Annotated in this window: 15 protein-coding genes; 8 read left to right on the top strand and 7 right to left on the bottom strand. The window is 63.8% G+C overall.

Annotated elements, in window-relative coordinates; genetic code table 11:
- Window positions 1-15: 15 nt before the first annotated feature.
- The gene (locus ACY65G_RS19490) at window positions 16-1,107 is read right to left on the bottom strand and encodes a porin (protein WP_464998948.1); all 1,092 of its coding nucleotides are present in this window, start codon (window positions 1,105-1,107) and stop codon (window positions 16-18) included.
- A gap of 225 nt (window positions 1,108-1,332) precedes the next feature.
- Here ACY65G_RS19490 and dinB point away from each other — a divergent pair, with 225 nt between their 5' ends.
- The gene (dinB, locus tag ACY65G_RS19495; RefSeq protein WP_464998949.1) at window positions 1,333-2,484 is read left to right on the top strand and encodes a DNA polymerase IV; all 1,152 of its coding nucleotides are present in this window, start codon (window positions 1,333-1,335) and stop codon (window positions 2,482-2,484) included.
- Window positions 2,485-2,487: 3 nt separating this feature from the next.
- Here dinB and ACY65G_RS19500 read toward each other — a convergent pair whose 3' ends face one another.
- Complete coding sequence (locus tag ACY65G_RS19500) at window positions 2,488-3,057, bottom strand: hypothetical protein (protein ID WP_464998950.1); 570 nt, start codon at window positions 3,055-3,057, stop codon at window positions 2,488-2,490.
- 293 nt (window positions 3,058-3,350) lie between these two features.
- On the opposite strand from ACY65G_RS19500, the gene ACY65G_RS19505 reads away from it, so the two are divergent.
- Window positions 3,351-4,247, top strand: coding sequence for a recombination-associated protein RdgC (locus ACY65G_RS19505; protein ID WP_130187121.1), 897 nt, complete (start codon window positions 3,351-3,353; stop codon window positions 4,245-4,247).
- 170 nt (window positions 4,248-4,417) lie between these two features.
- Here the strand turns inward: ACY65G_RS19505 and ACY65G_RS19510 are convergent, their stop codons facing one another.
- A complete protein-coding gene (locus ACY65G_RS19510; protein ID WP_464998951.1) occupies window positions 4,418-4,903 on the bottom strand; it encodes an asparaginase domain-containing protein in 486 nt (161 codons plus the stop codon).
- A 211-nt stretch (window positions 4,904-5,114) separates the two neighbouring features.
- Between ACY65G_RS19510 and ACY65G_RS19515 the strand changes: the two genes are divergently transcribed.
- Window positions 5,115-5,867 carry an L-asparaginase gene (locus ACY65G_RS19515; RefSeq protein WP_464999000.1) on the top strand — a complete coding sequence of 251 codons (753 nt, stop codon included), beginning with the start codon at window positions 5,115-5,117 and terminating at the stop codon, window positions 5,865-5,867.
- Between the two features lie 25 nt (window positions 5,868-5,892).
- Here the strand turns inward: ACY65G_RS19515 and ACY65G_RS19520 are convergent, their stop codons facing one another.
- The gene (locus ACY65G_RS19520) at window positions 5,893-6,897 is read right to left on the bottom strand and encodes a D-2-hydroxyacid dehydrogenase family protein (RefSeq protein ID WP_464998952.1); all 1,005 of its coding nucleotides are present in this window, start codon (window positions 6,895-6,897) and stop codon (window positions 5,893-5,895) included.
- A gap of 410 nt (window positions 6,898-7,307) precedes the next feature.
- On the opposite strand from ACY65G_RS19520, the gene ACY65G_RS19525 reads away from it, so the two are divergent.
- Both ACY65G_RS19525 and ACY65G_RS19530 read left to right on the top strand, forming a co-directional pair.
- Window positions 7,308-9,170: a phosphoenolpyruvate carboxykinase (GTP) gene (locus ACY65G_RS19525; protein ID WP_464998953.1), complete on the top strand. Its 1,863-nt coding sequence runs from the start codon at window positions 7,308-7,310 to the stop codon at window positions 9,168-9,170.
- Between the two features lie 117 nt (window positions 9,171-9,287).
- On the top strand, window positions 9,288-9,809 hold the full coding sequence (locus ACY65G_RS19530; RefSeq protein ID WP_464998954.1) for an ankyrin repeat domain-containing protein: 522 nt from the start codon (window positions 9,288-9,290) through the stop codon (window positions 9,807-9,809).
- Window positions 9,810-9,917: 108 nt separating this feature from the next.
- On the opposite strand, the gene ACY65G_RS19535 is transcribed toward ACY65G_RS19530, so the two are convergent.
- On the bottom strand, window positions 9,918-10,673 hold the full coding sequence (locus tag ACY65G_RS19535) for a ZIP family metal transporter (RefSeq protein WP_464998955.1): 756 nt from the start codon (window positions 10,671-10,673) through the stop codon (window positions 9,918-9,920).
- A gap of 133 nt (window positions 10,674-10,806) precedes the next feature.
- Here ACY65G_RS19535 and ACY65G_RS19540 point away from each other — a divergent pair, with 133 nt between their 5' ends.
- Entirely contained in the window at window positions 10,807-11,421 is a 615-nt protein-coding gene (locus ACY65G_RS19540) for a TetR/AcrR family transcriptional regulator (RefSeq protein WP_464998956.1), read from the top strand.
- A gap of 395 nt (window positions 11,422-11,816) precedes the next feature.
- On the opposite strand, the gene uvrA is transcribed toward ACY65G_RS19540, so the two are convergent.
- On the bottom strand, window positions 11,817-14,669 hold the full coding sequence (uvrA, locus tag ACY65G_RS19545) for an excinuclease ABC subunit UvrA (RefSeq protein WP_464998957.1): 2,853 nt from the start codon (window positions 14,667-14,669) through the stop codon (window positions 11,817-11,819).
- A 361-nt stretch (window positions 14,670-15,030) separates the two neighbouring features.
- On the opposite strand from uvrA, the gene ssb reads away from it, so the two are divergent.
- Together ssb and ACY65G_RS19555 are read left to right on the top strand one after the other, a co-directional pair.
- The gene (ssb, locus tag ACY65G_RS19550) at window positions 15,031-15,528 is read left to right on the top strand and encodes a single-stranded DNA-binding protein (protein ID WP_464979332.1); all 498 of its coding nucleotides are present in this window, start codon (window positions 15,031-15,033) and stop codon (window positions 15,526-15,528) included.
- A 433-nt stretch (window positions 15,529-15,961) separates the two neighbouring features.
- Entirely contained in the window at window positions 15,962-16,255 is a 294-nt protein-coding gene (locus ACY65G_RS19555; protein WP_464998958.1) for a hypothetical protein, read from the top strand.
- A 219-nt stretch (window positions 16,256-16,474) separates the two neighbouring features.
- On the opposite strand, the gene ACY65G_RS19560 is transcribed toward ACY65G_RS19555, so the two are convergent.
- Window positions 16,475-18,997 carry an O-linked N-acetylglucosamine transferase, SPINDLY family protein gene (locus ACY65G_RS19560; RefSeq protein WP_464998959.1) on the bottom strand — a complete coding sequence of 841 codons (2,523 nt, stop codon included), beginning with the start codon at window positions 18,995-18,997 and terminating at the stop codon, window positions 16,475-16,477.
- Window positions 18,998-19,069: the final 72 nt, after the last annotated feature.

The raw sequence follows: 19,069 nt of genomic DNA on the forward strand, positions 1-19,069 counted from the left end.
TCGAGTTCCCTTCGGTCAGAGTGAGTGGCGCACGCCAATGCCATAGCTCATGGCGGAAGGCAGCATGGTGATGCGGTCGCGCATGGCGACCGAGTACAGGTCGGTGCGTTTCGACAGCCGGTAGTCATAGCCGAGCGATGCCGTGCGGCGCGAACGCTCGTTGCCGAACAACGTGCCTTCGCGGAGGGTATCGGCCACGTCGAACAGCACCGCGCCGGGGCCGGCGGGCACTGCGAAGCCCAGGCTGACGGTGCGGTCGCGCAGCCCCTCGGCCCCGGCCGCGTCGTTGACGGTGCGCTGCCAGGTGCCGTACAGCTTGATGCGCGTGAAATCGTAGGTGGCGCCGACGAACACGGCGCGCTGCCCGTCCAGCAATGCGTAGTTCACCGGGCTGCGCGTGGGGTCGATGATGGCGTTGCCCGCATTCGGGTTGCTGACGCGCACGCGATGCACGAACGCGGTCAATGCCAGCGGGCCCCTGTTGACCATCGTGCTGACGGCCAGGTTGTTGCAGTCCGCGTTGCCGGCCTGCTCGCCGGCCTGGTAATGCAGGCTCGCACGCGCGCCGCCGAACGACGGCGTGGTGTACACGACCTGGTTGCTCCAGCCGCTGTCGCCGGCGTTGGTGGAGGCCCAGGTGCGGGTGCCGAACGGCCCGGTGGGCACGTAGGAGTGCAGCACCAGCGGCGAGAAGGTGAACGAATCGCCGAACGGGTTGAACAGGATGTTCGGCAGGAAGCTGGGTGCCGAGGCGCGCCCCACCTGCAGCCGGCCGAGGCGGCCCACGAGGGCCACGTTGGCATCGCGCGAGAACAGGTTGTCGCCGCCGAAGCGGCCGGACGTGCCGGTATCGGTCTGGAAAAAGCCGGTCAGGTAAAACTCCGCGTACAGGCCGTCGCCCAGTTCTTCCTTGCCGCGGAAGCCGAACCACGACGTGGTCATGCCGCCGCTGCCAAGCACCGTGGTGCGGGCGGCGTCGCCGCTGTTTTTCATCGAACCCACGAAGGCATCGACACCGCCCATGATCGTGACCGACGTTTGCGCCGCGGCGGGCAGGGCGCAGGCCAGAAGGGGAACCCAGCAATAAAGACGGAGTCTGGCAGCCATGTTCGCGTGCGTGGTTGAAAGACCCGATGGTACGCGCCTTCCTCCCGCGCACGATACTTGTGCATTGCTACTGTTGCGTAAATACGATGGATAAAAAAGCACTAAGTGATTGAAAAATAAACCAATTAATGCAACGCGCCAGGCGCTGGCGGAGCGTGGTGCACACTGGATATAATCACAGTGTCCGCGCCTTGCGCGCTATCTGTACAAGTCCGCCGATCAGTCATGCTACCGCCGCGCCGCATTGCCCACCTCGACATGGATGCGTTTTTCGCATCGGTGGAATTGCTGCGCTACCCGGAACTGCGCGGCCTGCCCGTGGTGGTGGGCGGCGGCTCGCGGCACCAGCCGGTGCTGCAGCCGGACGGCACGCGCCGCTTCGCGAAGCTGCGCGACTACGCGGGCCGCGGCGTCGTCACCACGTCTACCTACGAAGCGCGGGCGCTCGGCGTGTTTTCCGCGATGGGCACGATGAAGGCGGCGGCGCTGGCGCCCGAGGCGATCCTGCTGCCGACCGATTTCGAGTCCTACAAACGTTATTCGCGGCTGTTCAAGGCCGCCGTGGCGGAGATCGTGCCCGATATCGAAGACCGCGGCATCGACGAGATCTACCTCGACCTCACCGATCACCCGGAAGAAACGCGGGCCCTGGGCATGCGGCTGAAGGCGGCCGTGAAGGAGGCCACCGGACTGACGTGCTCGATCGGCATCGCGCCCAACAAGCTGCTGGCGAAGATCAGCTCGGACCTGGACAAGCCCGATGGCCTCACCATCGTGTCGCTGGACGACGTGCCGGCGCGTATCTGGCCGCTGTCGGCAAAGAAGATCAACGGCATCGGCCCGAAAGCCTATGCCAAGCTGACATCGCTCGGCATCGAAACGGTGGGCCAGCTGGCGCAAGCCGACCCGAAGCTGTTGCAGGAACACTTCGGCCTCAATTCCGCCGAGTGGCTGCACCGCGTGGCGCACGGGCATGACGAGCGCGAAGTCGTCACGCGGTCCGATCCGAAGGGCGTGAGCCGCGAAACCACGTTCGAGCGCGACCTGCATGCGAAACATGACCGCGACACGCTGTCCGAAATCTTCACGCGGCTGTGCACGCGGCTGTCCGAAGACCTGCACCGCAAGCGCTACGCCGGCCGCACCGTGGGCATCAAGCTGCGCTATGCCGATTTCCGCACCGTGACGCGCGATGTCACGCTGCCGTCGCCCACGGCCGATGCCGCCATGATCCGGCGCGCCGCCGGCGAATGCCTGCGGCGCGTGCCGCTGGAGCAGCGCCTGCGCCTGCTGGGCGTGCGGGTCAGCGCGCTGGTACCGCTCGACGAGGCCGAGCGGTACAGGGCAGGGGAGCAGGGAGAATTGTTTCCGGGGTGAGGACTACGGTATGGGGGCAATGCGAAGGTTGGATAGCACCGCTTCGTACCATTGCGGCGTGACATTACCAGCCAGCGTGTAGATCTTGTCTCCACCGTCGATGACGATCTGCACGTATTGCGTATCGCCCGGCGCCGCTTCGATCCAGTACACATGCAATTTGCCGTTGAAAGCTTTCGAATACCTGGCGGCGCGCTCAACGCCCTCCGCTTTCCAGGCTGCGGCGTAACGTTCATCACTGCCCAGCTTGTCAAAGAACTGTCGTGCACCGGTAACCCGGTCGATCGTGGAATATTTCCCGATAACCTTTTCCCGGCTGGTGGCAAACAGCAGCAGTGCCCGGCGCGGGCCGCCTGGCGGCAGGAAGTGCAGGCCCGATGCATCGGCGAAGGAAAACAGCCGACCCATCATTGCAACCGGCAAACGCATCTCCAGCTCCTCGAACTGAATCGTCATGCATCCCTGGCAATTGGTGGGCTCCGGCCATGGACGCACCTCCAGCCCGGTGGCCGCTGCAGCAGAAAAGGCAAATGCCCACGCTGCCGACAGGATGACGATCCGGATGCGGATCATGCCTGTATCCTGGACTGTGCCGACGCAAGGCCCCTGGATGCGTTCTGTTCACGTGCCATCCCATGCCTCCATCGAAGTAAGAAAATGTGTGCTCACTCGACATTAGTCGATGGAAACTAATCACACTTGCCCGTACTCAAGCTTCAGCGTCAACGCGATGGACGTCCAACCAGCATCTGTGTGCATGAGAGCCTCCGGTGCATCACGATTCCGCAGAAAATCGCGATGGTTCGCCTGCCCGACCGGGTGTAAAATGCTGAGCTTTGCAACGCGTAAAACAAGGTCATTTGAGCATGTGGTTCAAGAATCTACAGATCTACCGACTGCCCGCTCCGTGGGCGTTCGCTCCCGAAAAACTCGATGAGGCACTGCGCCCCGCGGCGTTCACGCCGGCCAGCAGCAACGAGATGCTGCGCCAGGGCTGGGACTCGCCGCGCGGTAACGAATCGCTCGTGCACGTGGTGAACGGGCAGATGCTGCTGCTGCTCGGCACCGAGAAGAAACTGCTGCCGTCGACCGTGGTCAACCAGGTCGCAAAGGCCCGCGCCGCCGAGATGGAAGAACAGCAAGGTTTCGCTCCCGGCAAGAAGGCGATGAAGGAATTGAAGGAGCGCGTGCACGACGAACTGCTGCCGCGCGCGTTCACGATCCGCAGCAATGTGTGGACGTGGATCGACCCTGTCAATGGCTGGCTGGTTGTCGACGCGGCCAGCCCGGCCAAGGCGGACGACGTGATCAAGCTGCTGCTGAAGGCAGTCGACCGCATGCCGCTGGAAAGCCTGCGCGTGCAGCGCTCGCCGGTCGGGGTCATGACAGCCTGGCTGCAGGAAGACGAAGCGCCGGCCGGCTTTACCGTCGACATGGATACGGAACTGCGCGCGACCGGTGAGAGCAAGGCGGCCGTGCGCTATGTGCGCCACACGCTGGAACCCGAGGAAGTGCGCCGCCACATCGCCGCCGGCAAGCAGTGCACGCGCTTGGCCATGACGTGGGAAAGCAAGATTTCGTTCGTGCTGACCGAATCGCTGGCGATCAAGAGCGTGAAGCCGCTCGACGTGCTGAAGGAAAACGATGCCGTGACCCGCAACGACGACGAGCGTTTCGACGGCGACTTCATGCTGATGACGGGCGAACTGTCGCTGCTGCTGAGGGACATCGTCGAAGCACTGGGCGGCGAAGCCACCGCCTGACCCGCACGGCAGGGCCGCCAGCCGGCCCTGCCGTCTGCCCGCGCTTTCGCGCCGGCCTTCCCGTACCAACTTCCCCGCGCTACATTCCCGGCACTACATTCCCGGCACGACATTCCCCGCGTTACATTCCGAATTACATCCCCGAATTACACCCCGAATTACACCCCGAATTACATTGGCTGGAACACGCCGGCCGCCCGGTTTTTCTGCACGTTGTCCCACGCGAAGATGCGGCCGTTCATCGCGACATACACGCCTGCCGGCAGCGCCTGCGCGACACCGCAGGCGAAGCCCAGGTTGAACAGGGCGTCGGAGCCGTCGATCTCGTAGGGAATCATCGCGCCGGTGAACACGATTGTCTTGTCCAGTGCGGCGGGGCCGAGCACCGCGGCGGTTTCCTTCATCGTGTCGGTACCGTGCACGATGACGATGGCCCGTTCCGGCGCAGCCTGGCAGGAGGCCAGCACGCGCTCCCGGTCGGCATCCTGCATGTCGAGCGAATCGAGCAGAGGCAGCAGTTCCAGCTCGACGGGCGCGGTGATGCGGGCGCGGGCGATGGCCGCCGGCAGGTGGCTGTCGGCGAAGCCCAGTGTGCCGTTCAGTTCGTTGTAATGCTTGTCGAAGGTGCCGCCCGTGGCGATGATGCGCAAAGTCATGGTGTTTCGTAAAAAGTTGCAGGAATGCTCAATGATAGCCCGCGCCCGCGTCGCACCGTCAACAAAAAACTTTGTTGACACTCGTCTGGCATGTTGTCACGTCGTTGAGTACACTAGTGGGTCACTTGGCAACGGCGCGGAAATACACGCTTTTAACCTACGATCAGTCGCCAGGTGACCCACCAGGTTCTTTGCCCATTTCGCCATGACCGTGAAAACGCCCGCCCCGGGAACCGTCATCTTCCATCGCCACCGCGGCTATGGCGTGATCACGGCTGTCAATTTGCTGACCGGGTGGATCTCCGCCCGTTTCGGCAGCGAGTCGCGCACGCTCGACCTGAACCTGTCCACCGACGAAGTGCAATACGCCGACGGCGAAGCGATCCTGTTCCGCCGCGCGCCACCCGACCGCATGCCGCATGCGCGGCTGATGGCGATGGTGCGCGCGCTGCACCAGGCCGGCTACCAGAAGCTCTACCTGTATGCATGGCCCAAGCCTTCCGGCCTGCACTGGCGCTGGCACCTGTTCACCGGCCAGCGCGACTGGATGCAGCGTTCCTGGCGCGAGGGCTGGTATGGCTCGGGGGCCGACTACAACGTCAATCCCGTGATGGGGTGGGGCGACTCGCCCGGCGCCACCACGGAGGAACTGATCCATGCGCTGGCGAAATTCGATCCGCAAGGCCTGGCGCAGGCGCTGGGCAAGGATGAGGACCACACGGCGTGGTTCGCCGGCGTGTGCGATGCGCTGCTGCCCGGCTATATGTACAGCCTGGACATGCAGCGCCCCGCCGGCGCGCCATTGACGGACATGCCGCCGGTGCCGGTGGTACCCGTGCGCGCCGGGCTGGCGCCTTACAGCGGCCCCGTCATCGGCTGGCCACCCGGCTGGGCCGGGCTGTGGTCGAAGGTGCATGCGATGCCGGCACCGCGCATCAACCTCACCGGCATTCCGGAAGCCTGATTTCCCCGGGGCTCAGCTGTAGGGCTCAGCCCTTGTTGCGCAAGTGATTCCGGTAGTCGGGGTTGAGGATCGTCCTGCACTGTCCATCGAAGAAATCGACGAGGTTCTGGAAGGCGTGGCTGAAGTACAGCTCGTAGCTGTCCTTTTCCACGTAGCCCAGGTGCGGCGTGGCCAGCACGTGCGGCATGCGCAGCAGCACCGAGTCGGCCGGCAGCGGCTCGTTTTCAAACACGTCCAGCGCCGCGGCGCCGGGGCGGCCTGACCTGAGTGCCGCTTCCAATGCGCCCTCGGCCACCAGTTCGGCACGGCTGGTGTTCACGAACAGCGCCGTCGGCTTCATCCGCGCCAGGTCTTCCGCGCCAACGATGCCGCGCGTGGCATCCGCCAGGCGCAGGTGCAGGGTCAGCACGTCCGCTTCCTCGAAGAACGCTTCGCGCGAGGGTGCCGCCGCATGGCCGTCGGCCACGGCTGCCGCGCGGCTCGCGTCGCTGCCCCAGACCATGACCGCCATGCCGAACGCCTTGCCATAGCCGGCCACGAGCTTGCCGATCTTGCCGTACCCCCAGATCGCGAGTGTGCGGCCTTTCAGTACCGTGCCGAGCGTAGTGAATGGCTGGCTGGTCGACGCCGTCTGCCAGGTGCCGTCCTTCAGGTTGGCGGCATAGGGAACGATCTTGCGCTGGGCCGCCATGATCAGTGCCCACGTCAGCTCGGCCGGTGCCACCGGCGAACCCGTTCCTTCCGCGATCGCGATGCCGAGCTCCGTGGCGGCGGCCACGTCGATATGCCCGCTGGCCTTGCCTGTTTGCGATATCAATTTCAGGTTCGGCAACTTGGCCAGCACGGCCCGGTTCAGTGCCGTGCGTTCGCGGATCAGCACCACCGCATCGAATGGCGCCAGCCGGGCAGCGAGCTGGCCCAGGCCCCGCGTGGAGTGATTGAATACTTTTACGTCATGACTGTCGATAAGTGAAAAGCAGTCCAGTTCATGCACCGCATCCTGGTAATCGTCGAGTATGGCAATTTTCATGGGAGTTAGACGAATTTCCTTTTTAATTGGTAGCTAGTTAACGGGATTGTGAATATCTCGAATAGCTTACTACTTTAGTCAACCATTTTTCCTACATTTTTGTCGGAAAGCTTTTAGGGCGGGTGTACAATCGATCAAGCCGTTGAGCGCCGCAGTGTGCTCCGGCAAATATTCGTTCCACTTACTCGTTCCAACTCCCGTTGTAGCGCTCACAATAGCGCCGGGAGCGCGCCCTTGATCTCGCTATCGGGCGCACCGACAGACCGCCGTACCGCCGATGCATTTTCATGCACTTCCGCGCGCAAGCCAAAAGCTGACGACGATCCTGCCATCCGAACGACACACGGGGCAACGCACGTGAGAACAGCGCGGAACGAGACAGAATTCTTTATTGCATTGGAGGTAGTACCATGAACCAACCCGTGATGGAGGGCATCGCCGCGATGAACGCGCCAGCTTACATCAAACATCAAAAGCTGATCAATTGGGTGGCCGAAGTGGCCGCGTTGACCAAGCCCGACCGTATCTACTGGTGCGACGGCTCGCAGGAAGAGTATGACCGCCTGTGCGCCGAGATGGTGGCTGCGGGCACGATGAAAAAGCTGAACGCGGAAAAGCGCCCGAACTCCTACCTGGCGTGCTCCGATCCCACCGACGTGGCGCGCGTGGAAGACCGCACGTTCATCTGCTCGGCCAACAAGGAAGAAGCCGGCCCCACGAACAACTGGATCGACCCGACCGAAATGCGCGGCACGCTGAACGGCCTGTTCGATGGCGCCATGGTCGGCCGCACGCTGTACGTGGTGCCGTTCTCGATGGGCCCGCTGGGTTCGCCGATCGCGCACATCGGCGTGGAACTGTCCGACTCGCCGTACGTGGCCGTCAACATGCGCATGATGACGCGCATGGGCAAGGCCGTGTACGACGTGCTGGGCGAGAACGGCGACTTCGTGCCATGCGTGCACACCGTGGGCGCACCGCTGGCCGCCGGCCAGAAGGATGTGGCATGGCCTTGCAACAAGACCAAGTACATCGTGCATTTCCCGGAAACCCGTGAAATCTGGTCCTACGGTTCCGGCTACGGCGGCAACGCGCTGCTGGGCAAGAAGTGCTTTGCGCTGCGCATCGCGTCGAACATGGGTTACCAGGAAGCGCAGCAGGGCGGCGCCGGCTGGCTGGCCGAGCACATGCTGATCCTGGGCGTGGAATCGCCGGAAGGTAAAAAGCACTACGTGGCGGCGGCGTTCCCGTCCGCCTGCGGCAAGACCAACTTCGCCATGCTGATCCCGCCCGCATCGTTCAAGGGCTGGAAGATCACCACGATCGGCGACGACATCGCCTGGATCAAGCCGGGTGCCGATGGCCGCCTGTATGCGATCAACCCGGAAGCGGGCTACTTCGGCGTGGCCCCGGGCACGAACGAGAAAACCAACTCCAACTGCATGGCTTCGCTGAAGGAAAACGTCATCTTCACGAACGTGGCGCTGACCGACGACGGCGACGTGTGGTGGGAAGGCATGACGAAGGAAGCGCCCGCGCACCTGATCGACTGGCAAGGTAAAGACTGGACGCCGGCTTCCGGCACCAAGGCTGCGCACCCGAACGCGCGCTTCACCGTGTCCGCCGTGCAGAACCCGGTGATCGACCCGGCCTGGGACGACCCGGCCGGCGTGCCGATCTCGGCCTTCATCTTCGGCGGCCGCCGTTCCACCACGGTGCCGCTGGCCACCGAGGCGCGCGACTGGGTCGAAGGCGTGTACATGGCTGCCACGATGGGTTCGGAAACCACCGCGGCCGCCGCCGGCCAGATGGGCGTGGTGCGCCGCGATCCGTTCGCGATGCTGCCATTCATCGGCTACAACATGAGCGAGTACTTCCAGCACTGGCTGGACCTCGGCAAGAAAGTGCAGGCGGCCAACCCGGCGGCGCTGCCGAAGATCTTCTGCGTCAACTGGTTCCGCACCGACGAGCACGGCCACTTCGTATGGCCTGGCTTCGGCGACAACATGCGCGTGCTGAAGTGGATGCTGGAGCGCATCGAAGGCACGGCCGGCGGCATCGAAACGCTGTTCGGCACCACGCCGCGCTACGGCGACCTGCACTGGGACGGCATCCCGTTCTCGCCGGAAGAATTCGAGACGATCACGTCGATCGACAAGGATGCCTGGCGTGAAGAGCTGAAGCTGCACGCCGAACTGTTCGACAAGCTGGCGTACCGCCTGCCGCAGGAGTTGCTGGCCAATAAGGCCAAGCTGGAGCAACGCCTGGGCTGATCCGGCTTCGGGGAATGTACGGCAAGCGCGCACCGTGAGGTGCGCGCTTTTTTTACGCCCGCCGCGACTGCCGCCAACACGGTATGCTGTGGCCTGCCGAACCACCAGGAGCATTGCATGAACCATCCCGATCCCAATCAGCTCGACGACGACACCCTCGCGTTCGCCCGCAAGGTCTTCCAGATGGCCCGCGGCGGCGAAACGGAAGCGCTGGCCACGCTGCTGGAGCAGGGCATGCCGGCCAACCTGCGCAACGAACGGGGCGACAGTTTGCTGATGCTGGCCAGTTACAACGGTCACCCCGACACGACCAGGGTGCTGCTCGAGCGCGGTGCCGACCCGGAATTGCAGAACGACGCCGGCCAGAGCCCGCTGATGGGCGCCGCGTTCAAGGGTGACCTGGCGATCGCCACGCTGCTGCTCGATGGCGGCGCGCAGCCCGACGGACCGGGGCGGGATGGCAAGACGCCTTTGATGTTTGCCGCGATGTTCAACCGCGTCGACATCGCACGCCTGCTGATCGGGCGGGGCGCCGACCCGTTCGCCGCCGATGCCGCCGGCGTGTCGATCCTGGAAGCGGCGCGCAGGATGGGAGCTGCCGATACCGCGGCGCTGCTGGAATCGCTGCCGCCGCGCTAACGGCTTGAGGCCGGTCTCCACCTTGGCCTGAGGCCGGCCTCCCACCCTTGGCCCGAAGGGCGGTTTCCATCCTTGGCCTGCAGCCCGGTCGCGTCTCTGGCCGGAGCGTCAGGCACCGCCAAGCTTCGACAGTGCGAACGCGGCCAGGAAACCGGCAACGGTGATCAGGCCCGCATAGTCATGCGCTTCCTCGAACGCTTCGGGGATCATCGTATCGACCAGCATCGCCAGGATGGCGCCGGCCGCCACGGCCGTGGTGGCTGCGATCACGGCCGGCGAAAAGCGCTGGAATGCCGAATACCCGACCAGCGCCGCCGCGCCCGATGCCAGCGCGATGCCACCCCAGATGCCGAAGATGTACCGCACCGAACGGCCCGCCCGCTTCATGCCGGCGGCGCTGGAAAGCCCCTCCGGAATATTCGACAGGAAGATCGCCGCCACGGTCACGGTACTGACGGCCCCGCCTTTCAGCAGCGACAGGCCGATGACGATCGATTCCGGTATCCCGTCCATCAGCGCGCCGACCGCAAGCGCGGTGCCATTGCCTTCATCGACCTGCCGCCCGCTGGAGCGCTTGCGGTGCTTGGCGCCGAATGACGACAATATCCGGTTTGCCACTGTGAAAAGGATCGCCCCGCCCAGGAAGCCGATCGCGGTGGCATTGAAACCGCCCTGGCGGAACGCTTCATCCATCAGGTCGAACGACAGTGCCGAGATCAGCACGCCGCTGCCGAACGCCATGATGGCGGCGATCACACGCTGCGGTACAGGCATCCAGTAGCCCACGGCCGCACCCAGCAGCAGGGCCGAACCCGCCACGAAACCCCAGAATCCGGCCTGGACCCACAATGCAATGCCTCCCATATCCCTCCCTTGTGCCACGTGGCATGGCGCAATTGTCCAGCCATCCAGTCTTCGGTGGCGTTCGCTAGAAGAACAGGTTCGCGACCCGCCCTAAATCCCTTGCAGTTTCGCACACCTGTGCTAAAGTTAATGCATGAATACCACTGCCAAAAGCGAAACGACCTACGCCACGATCATCTCCGCAGCAATGGACATGGCCGCCGCCGAAGGCATCGGCAAGCTGTCGCTGGGCGAACTGGCCAAGCGCACGGGCATCAGCAAGAGTGGCGTGTTTTCGCGTGTCGGGTCGCTCGAGGCGCTGCAGGGCGCGGTGCTGGATGAATACGACCGCCGCTTCGCGGAAGAAGTGTTCATGCCGTCGATGGCGGCGGCGAAAGGCTTGCCGCGGCTCGTGATGCAGGTGAACCTGTGGCTGAAGAAGGGCAGCGACGAAGCACCGCGCGGCGCATGCCTTTATACGGCGGGCGCCTTTGAATTCGACGACCTGGCCGGCCCGCTGCGCGACCGGCTGGAACAGGGCGTGGCGCGCTGGCGCGCTTCGCTGCGCAAGACGGTGCTGCAGGCCATGGAAGCGGGCCACCTGCGGCCGGATACCGACCCCGAACAGCTGGTGTTCGAGATCTACAGCCTGATCATCGGCGTGATGCACGACGTGCGCTTCCTGCGCGACGATACGGCGCCGAAGCGGATGACACGGGCATTCAACCGCCTGATCTCGACGTACAGGAGTTTCAACGAAGTGGAATAGCCGCGAGGTGGCCGGGCCATGCCCGCCTTTTATTCACCCTAATTTCGCACACCTGTGCGAAATAATGATCGAGGAGGCTGTCATGGCCGCTCTATGGTTGCTGGTGCTGCCCGTTGCAGGGCTGGTGTGGCATGTCGTATCGGACGTGGTACGTGCTGTTCCGAAGTGCAATGAGGACTTCACGTTCTACTGAGCAAAACAGGGGACGTACCCCTGTTTCCAGGAAACTACCAGCGTCGCGAAACACGTCTTGACAGCTGACTGCCTGGCAGGCGCTGCCTTCAGTGCCGGTATTTCTTCTAAACAGGGGTACGTCCCCAGTTTGTTTGCCTGGCAATATGAGGGCGAAAAAAAGCCGGCTCGCTGGGAGCCGGCTCGTGGGGCATTGCGGAGGATTACTTCTTCTTCAGCAGCGGCACCAGGTATTTTCCGGTCACGCTCTCCGGATTCTTCGCCACGTCCTCCGGCGTGCCGGTGGCGATAATGCGCCCGCCACCCGCGCCGCCTTCGGGGCCCAGGTCGACGATCCAGTCGGCGGTCTTGATCACGTCCAGGTTGTGCTCGATGATGACGAGCGTGTTGCCCTGGTCGCGCAGGCGGTGGATCACCTTCAGCAGCAGGTCGATGTCGTGGAAGTGCAGGCCCGTCGTCGGTTCATCGAGGATGTACAGCGTGCGGCCGGTGTCGCGCTTGGACAGTTCGAGCGACAGCTTCACGCGCTGCGCCTCGCCGCCGGACAGCGTGGTGGCGCTCTGCCCCAGCTTGATGTAGCCGAGGCCCACGTCGAGCAGTGTGTGCAGCTTGCGGGCGATCGTCGGCACGGGCTTGAAGAACTCGTGCGCGTCTTCCACCGTCATGTCCAGCACTTCGGTGATGCTCTTGCCCTTGTAGTGGACCTCGAGCGTCTCGCGGTTGTAGCGCTTGCCGTGGCACACGTCGCACGGCACGTACACGTCCGGCAGGAAGTGCATTTCCACTTTCAGCACGCCGTCGCCCTGGCACGCTTCGCAGCGGCCGCCCTTCACGTTGAACGAGAAACGGCCCGCGGTGTAGCCGCGTTCCTTCGCCGTCGGCACCGTGGAGAACAGGTCGCGGATCGGCGTGAACACGCCCGTGTAGGTGGCCGGATTCGAACGCGGCGTGCGGCCGATCGGCGCCTGGTCGACGGAGATGACCTTGTCGAAATGTTCCAGGCCGCTGATCGATTCGTGCTCCGCCGGCTCGCTCTGCGAACCGTACAGGTGGCGCGACAGGGCAGGGTACAGCGTGTCGTTGACCAGCGTCGATTTGCCCGAACCGGACACACCCGTCACGCAGGTGAGCAAGCCCACCGGCACCATCAGGGTCTGGTTCTTCAGGTTGTTGCCCTTGGCGCCCGTGATCACCAGCTGGCGGTTCGGGTCGGCCGGGTGGCGTTTCGCCGGCACTTCGATTTTCTTCGAACCGTTCAGGTACTGCGCCGTCAGCGATTCCTTGTTCTTCAGGATATCCTTCAGCGAACCGGCCGCGATCACGTCGCCGCCATGCACGCCTGCGCCTTTACCCATGTCGACGATGTAGTCGGCGGTGCGGATCGCATCCTCGTCGTGCTCCACCACCAGCACGCTGTTGCCGATGTCGCGCAGGTGCTTCAGCGTGTCGATCAGGCGGTCGTTGTCGCGCTGGTGCAGGCCGATCGACGGCTCGTCGAGCACGTACATCACGCCCGTCAGCCCGGAACCGATCTGCGACGCCAGGCGGATGCGCTGGGCTTCGCCGCCCGACAGCGTATCGGCGGAACGGTCCAGCGACAGGTAATCGAGCCCCACGTTGTTCAGGAACGAGAGGCGCGACACGATTTCCTTGACGATGCGGTCGGCGATGTCGCGCTTCGCACCCTTCAGCTTCAGCTGCTCGAAGAACGACAGCGTGTCGCGCAACGGCTTCTCGGCGATCTCGTAGATCGCCTTTTCCTGCTTGCCGGTGCCCACCTTCACGTGCCGTGCTTCCACGCGCAGGCGCGCGCCTTCGCACGTGGGGCACTTCTTCTCGTTGATGAACTTGGCCAGCTCTTCCTTGACGGCCATCGAATCCGTTTCGCGGTAGCGGCGCGCCAGGTTGTTCACCACGCCTTCGAACGTGTGCTCCTTGATCACGGCGCGGCCACGCTCGTTGACATAGGAGAACGCGATCTCGGTCTTGCCCGAGCCGTGCAGCACGGCGTTCTGCGCAGTGGCGTTCAGTTTCTCGAACGGCGCATCGAGGTCGAAACCATAATGGTTCGCCAGGCTTTGCAGCATCAAGAAATAGAACTGGTTCCGGCGGTCCCAGCCCTTCACGGCACCCGAGGCCAGCGACAGGTTCGGGAATGCCACGATGCGCTTCGGATCGAAGAACTCGATGTGGCCCAGGCCGTCGCATTCGGGGCAGGCACCCATCGGGTTATTGAAGGAGAACAGGCGCGGCTCCAGTTCCTGCAGCGAATAGCCGCAGCTGGTGCAGGCGAACTTGTTCGAATACACATGCTCGGTGCCCGCATCCATGTCGTAGGCGACCGCGCGGCCATCGGCCAGGCGCAGCGCCGTTTCGAAGCTTTCGGCCAGGCGCTGCTTGATGTCCGGATTCACCTTGATGCGGTCGATGACGACGTCGATCGTGTGCTTTTCCGTTTTCTTCAGCTTCGGCAAATCGTCCACTTCGTAGATCTTCGCCTCGTGCGTGCCGCTCTGCACGCGGAAGCGCACGAAGCCCTGGGCCTGCATCTGCCCGAACAGGTCCACGTGCTCGCCCTTGCGGTTCGCCACCACGGGCGCCATGATCATCAGCTTGGTGCCTTCCGGCATGGCCAGCACGGCATCGACCATCTGCGACACCGATTGCGCCGACAGCGCATGGTCCGGGTGGTTGATGCAATACGGCGTGCCCACGCGGGCATACAGCAGGCGCAGGTAATCGTGGATTTCCGTCACCGTGCCGACCGTGGAGCGCGGATTGTGCGACGTGGCCTTCTGCTCGATCGAGATGGCCGGCGACAGGCCCTCGATCATGTCCACGTCCGGCTTTTCCATCAGCTGCAGGAACTGGCGCGCATACGCCGACAGCGACTCGACGTAGCGGCGCTGGCCTTCGGCATACAGCGTGTCGAACGCCAGCGACGACTTGCCGGAACCGGACAGCCCGGTGATCACGATCAGCTTGTTGCGAGGCAGGTCGAGGTTGATGTTCTTCAGGTTATGGGTGCGCGCGCCGCGAATGCGGATTTCTTCCATGTATGTATGTGCCTTGAGTATGCGAGGAAACGACAGGAGACGGCCCACCTGGATTGATCGCCCGCTTCATGATTGACAATGAAAATATGCAATAAAGTGCGGCGTCCGGAGACCAAACCTAGCCACTATGCTGGCGTTCGATTCGATTTCAAGGCCTTCGGACGATTTTGATACGGATCAGGACGAGAACGAACCGTGGTCGACGAATACTGTATATAATACCAGTATTCAAATTCCGCTGCGCACGTCACGCGGAAACCCCCAGACTTGGCATCAAAAATTCATCCGTCGCGTGGTATGCCGTCCACACAGGCGCTGTCTTATAATGTTCGTTTGGTAAAAATTTACGCAGGAGTACTACATGGCATCTGTCAACAAAGTCATCATCGTCGGCAACCTGGGCCGCGATCCGGAGATCCGCTACATGCCGAGCGGCGATGCCATCGCCAACATTGCCGTCGCCACGTCGTTCAAGTCGAAAGACCGCAACACGGGCGAGCAAAAGGAAATCACCGAGTGGCACCGCATCTCGTTCTTCGGCCGCCTGGCGGAAATCGTGGGCCAGTACCTGAAGAAGGGTTCGTCGGTCTACGTCGAAGGCCGCCTGCAAACCCGCAAGTACACGGACAAGGATGGCGTTGAAAAATACGCAACCGACATCATTGCGCAGGAAATGCAGATGCTGGGTGGCCGCCAGGGCATGGGTGGCGGCGATGCGATGGGTGGCGACGACATGGGCGGCTACGATGCTCCGCCAAGCCGCCCGGCGCCGCGCCCGCAGGCTGCCGCACCGGCACCGCGCCCGGCACCGAAGCCGGCTCCGAACTTCTCGGACATGGACGACGATATTCCGTTCTGATCGCATCGATCGCTTTTTGCCGATTGCAGCCCGCTGTTCGAAAGAACAGCGGGCTTTTCGTTATCGACATGATCTTTCAGCCTTCTGAATGGCGACAGATACACTGCCCGCCTCGCACCTGCACTGGCCACAGGACGCCGGCATTGTCACCGCCGAGCACCACACGCAGGTCTCGCCCGTCCGTTTCTGGCACATTGGGAACCCAAGCCCGATTGATCGCCTGCTAACGTTATCGAAACATCGTTCCCTGGGCACAACAGAGAACCGTCTGAAAGTTCTCTGCAGCAAAAATTTCGCTATACTGGCGGTTAAGTTTCCTCACCGCATCATCGTGCGATCGGCTGTCGTATAACAGAATGTCGTCATCTTGCTGGGTTGAAGCCCTGTTGCAGGCTTCGGTATGGCGAATGTCGAAATTTTCCAGGAGAAGTCTATGAATATCGTCCCCGGTATGACTGCATCAATAGCCGATCTGACCGCCGAGCAAAATGCCGCGCTGGCCACGGTGGACTTTGCCGCGCGCGACGCGCTGCACCGCCAGGCATCGAACAACAGCCGGACCGAGGTAATTACCGCTGCACAGGTGCCCGCTTTCAAGTTGGCGCAAGCGGCCAGCCAGCCAATCGTATTGACGTCGAACCAGATCAGCGTATTGTCGCCCGTGCAGTTTGGCGCGCTGTCCGCCAGTTGCGTGGCTGCAATCGAAGCGGCCAATATCGGCTGCTGAATCCAGCGTAATCAGCGCCATCGCCGCCGCTTTCAATCAGGGTCCGGGGTCTCGCTGAACACATCTGCCAGCTTGTCCTGACACCGGATCATACGGTCGTGCAGCAGAGGCCTGGATTGCCGGATTCACGATCGTTGCTCCCTGGGGCAAAGAAGGGAAGGCAGCGATCGCACTGAGGGCCGTGCAGGCCCTGCCAGCCCTGTCCGGTTCGTATCCCCGTCAGGCGGCGACCGCGCGCACCAGGTATTGATAAGGCAGCGCATCCTGCTCGGCCAGCACAGGATCGGTACCGGCGGCTTCGGCGAGCTGCCGGATCGCAGCGAGCACTGCGGGCGTGGGTTGGTGCGCATGCACGGCCGTCATCTCGACCAAGGCAAAACCGCATTCCTGCAGCAAGGCCGCCACCGAGGCGCGCGTGAACAGGTGCAGGTTGCGGCGGTCCGGCACGCCGCCGGCCTGGTAATGGAAATTGCCGGAGGCGAGCAGCGACTGCACCAGCCAGTTCTGGGCATTGTTCACGCAGGCGATGACTTCCACCCGGCCCAGCGCCTGGCTGCGCAACCGCTGCAGGAACGCCCAGGGATCGCGCAGCCGCTCCAGCGTTTCCGGGAACAGCCAGCACTGGCCCGGCGCGGCCTGCTGCCATTGCACGTCGTCCATCGCTTCCGGGTCGGCGCGGATCACGTTCGTGCTCCAGCCGCCGGCTTCCGGATCCGTCGTGATGGCGGTGAAGTGCGATTTCGTTTCGCGCGCGCGCCAGGCCTGTGCCAGCGTGGCGCCGCCCACTTCGACGACGCTGTGCATGCCCGGACGCATCAGGGCCAGCATGCTGTCCTGCTGCACGCTGAGCTGCCCCGGCGAAGGTTCCGGCACCGCGTGGGTACGGATCGGATCCGCTTCGTCCGACAGCGGCAGACCGGCCGGACGCTTCACGACCGTGGCCAGCAGGTCTTCATAGTCGCGCACGAAACGCGGTGTGTCGAACAGCGGGCTGGCATCGCGGTTCGCGGCCAGGCGGGCGCGCAGTTCCGCCATGCGTGCCAGGTCGGTGGCCAGCGCCACGGCGGTTTCCTCGTAGTCCGCCAGCGAATGCGTGACCAGCTCCGGCAGGCCCACCGCATGCAGCAGGCTGCCGGCCATCCGCGAGCAGAACGTCTGGCCCGCCCATGTCAGCACGGGCAGCCCGGCCCACAGCGCATCGCTGGCGGTGGTGCCGCCGTTGAACGGATTGGTGTCGAGGAACAGGTCGGCCAGGCGGAAGCGGGCCAGGTATTCGGCCGGCGGCACGCGACCGGCGAACAGCAGCCGGTTGCCGGCGACGCCACGCGCCTCGGCCTCGCGCACCAGGTTGCTGCGCGTGGCGTCGGCATCGGCCACGATCCACAAGACGCTATCGGGCACCCGGCGCAGGATGCGCATCCACGCGTCGAACACGTCCGGCGTGAACTTGAAATTGATGTTGAACGAGCAGAACACGAATGCGCCTTGCGCGCTCTCCGTTCCTTCCGGCAGGCCGCTGGCCGCGCGTTCCGGCGTGGCGCCGATCGCGCGCTGGCGGTCGTTGATCTGGAACGTGTGCGGCATGCGCAGCGGCTTCTCGGTGAAGTGCGGCTCCAGCTCGGGCGGCAGCACGAACGCATCCGCCACCACGTAATCGACGCCGGGAATGGCCGTCGGCCCGGGGAAGCCCAGCCACGTGAGCTGCACCGGCGCCGGCCGCCAGCCGAGGATCCCGGGGCGGGCACCCAGCGTGAGGCCGTGCAGGTCGACCAGCACGTCGATCTCGTGCGAGCGGATGCAGCGCGCCGCTTCCTCATCCGTCATGCGGTCGATGCGAATATAGTGATCCATCGCGCCCACCACGCGGGCGCGCAGCGGCGAATTGTCCTCGCGGCTCCACGAGAATGCATAGACTTCCACGCGCGAGCGGTCATGCAGCTCGTACAGTTCGGCGGTGAGGATCGACACGGCGTGCGAGCACAGGTCGGAGGACAGGTAGCCGATGCGCATGCGCTTGTGCGGGTAGCCATCCGGCGGCGCCAGCGCCGGGCCGGCATCGGCCACCTTCTCGGCGATGAAGTTGCGCGATGCGGCCAGCTGCTCGGCCGGATCGGACGACGCGCCCAGCATGGCCAGCGCGGAGGTATGGCGCCGCATCGTTTCCACCGTGATACCGGCGAACGGCTGATACACGGGCCAGCGGCACAGCTTCTGGCGCAGGTGTACCCAGTGCGTGAGCACGTTCGGCTGGTCCGGATTGAGCGCCAGGCTGCGCGTCAGCATATCCTCGGCTTCCGGCAGGCGCTTGCGGATCTCCAGCAGGCGGCCGAGGTTGTTCAGGGTCTGCACGTGCAGCTTCTGCTGCTCGGCAAGGTCGGGAACCTCCGCCAGCACCGCGTTCCACGTGGCCAGCGCATCGTCCGGCCGCCCCAGGCGTTCGTACAGCGTGCCCAGGTTCAGGCGCGCCTCGATGAAACGGGGATTCTCGGAAATGGCTTTGATGTAGCCCCGCTCGGCACTGGTGTCGTTGCCTGTGCCGCCGTAGGCGATCGCCAGGTTGAACCACACCGCATAGGCCAGCGGCGAACGGGTGTGCTCCAGCCAGGTTTCATAGAGCCGGATCGCCGCGTGCGGGGCGCCTTCATCGATCAGCGTTTGCGCTCCCTCGAACAGCTCTCCGAGCGGCAGTACGCCGCGTTCGGCCTGGCGGAACAATGCATCGGGGATCGCGGGTACGCTCATCGGTGGTGGTCTCTGGCCGGCGGTAAGTGAAGCGTAATCATACTCTGTCAACTGTGGCGCCAGCGTGGATTT

The organism is Pseudoduganella sp. jia 12, from assembly GCF_055502675.1.

Bases quoted from the DNA above. Each gene is read 5' to 3' on its own strand.
- ACY65G_RS19490 (WP_464998948.1), bottom strand. From the start codon at position 1,107: ATGGCTGCCAGACTCCGTCTTTATTGCTGGGTTCCCCTTCTGGCCTGC.
- dinB (WP_464998949.1), top strand. From the start codon at position 1,333: ATGCTACCGCCGCGCCGCATTGCCCACCTCGACATGGATGCGTTTTTC.
- ACY65G_RS19500 (WP_464998950.1), bottom strand. From the start codon at position 3,057: ATGATCCGCATCCGGATCGTCATCCTGTCGGCAGCGTGGGCATTTGCC.
- ACY65G_RS19505 (WP_130187121.1), top strand. From the start codon at position 3,351: ATGTGGTTCAAGAATCTACAGATCTACCGACTGCCCGCTCCGTGGGCG.
- ACY65G_RS19510 (WP_464998951.1), bottom strand. From the start codon at position 4,903: ATGACTTTGCGCATCATCGCCACGGGCGGCACCTTCGACAAGCATTAC.
- ACY65G_RS19520 (WP_464998952.1), bottom strand. From the start codon at position 6,897: ATGAAAATTGCCATACTCGACGATTACCAGGATGCGGTGCATGAACTG.
- ACY65G_RS19525 (WP_464998953.1), top strand. From the start codon at position 7,308: ATGAACCAACCCGTGATGGAGGGCATCGCCGCGATGAACGCGCCAGCT.
- ACY65G_RS19530 (WP_464998954.1), top strand. From the start codon at position 9,288: ATGAACCATCCCGATCCCAATCAGCTCGACGACGACACCCTCGCGTTC.
- ACY65G_RS19535 (WP_464998955.1), bottom strand. From the start codon at position 10,673: ATGGGAGGCATTGCATTGTGGGTCCAGGCCGGATTCTGGGGTTTCGTG.
- ACY65G_RS19540 (WP_464998956.1), top strand. From the start codon at position 10,807: ATGAATACCACTGCCAAAAGCGAAACGACCTACGCCACGATCATCTCC.
- uvrA (WP_464998957.1), bottom strand. From the start codon at position 14,669: ATGGAAGAAATCCGCATTCGCGGCGCGCGCACCCATAACCTGAAGAAC.
- ssb (WP_464979332.1), top strand. From the start codon at position 15,031: ATGGCATCTGTCAACAAAGTCATCATCGTCGGCAACCTGGGCCGCGAT.
- ACY65G_RS19555 (WP_464998958.1), top strand. From the start codon at position 15,962: ATGAATATCGTCCCCGGTATGACTGCATCAATAGCCGATCTGACCGCC.
- ACY65G_RS19560 (WP_464998959.1), bottom strand. From the start codon at position 18,997: ATGAGCGTACCCGCGATCCCCGATGCATTGTTCCGCCAGGCCGAACGC.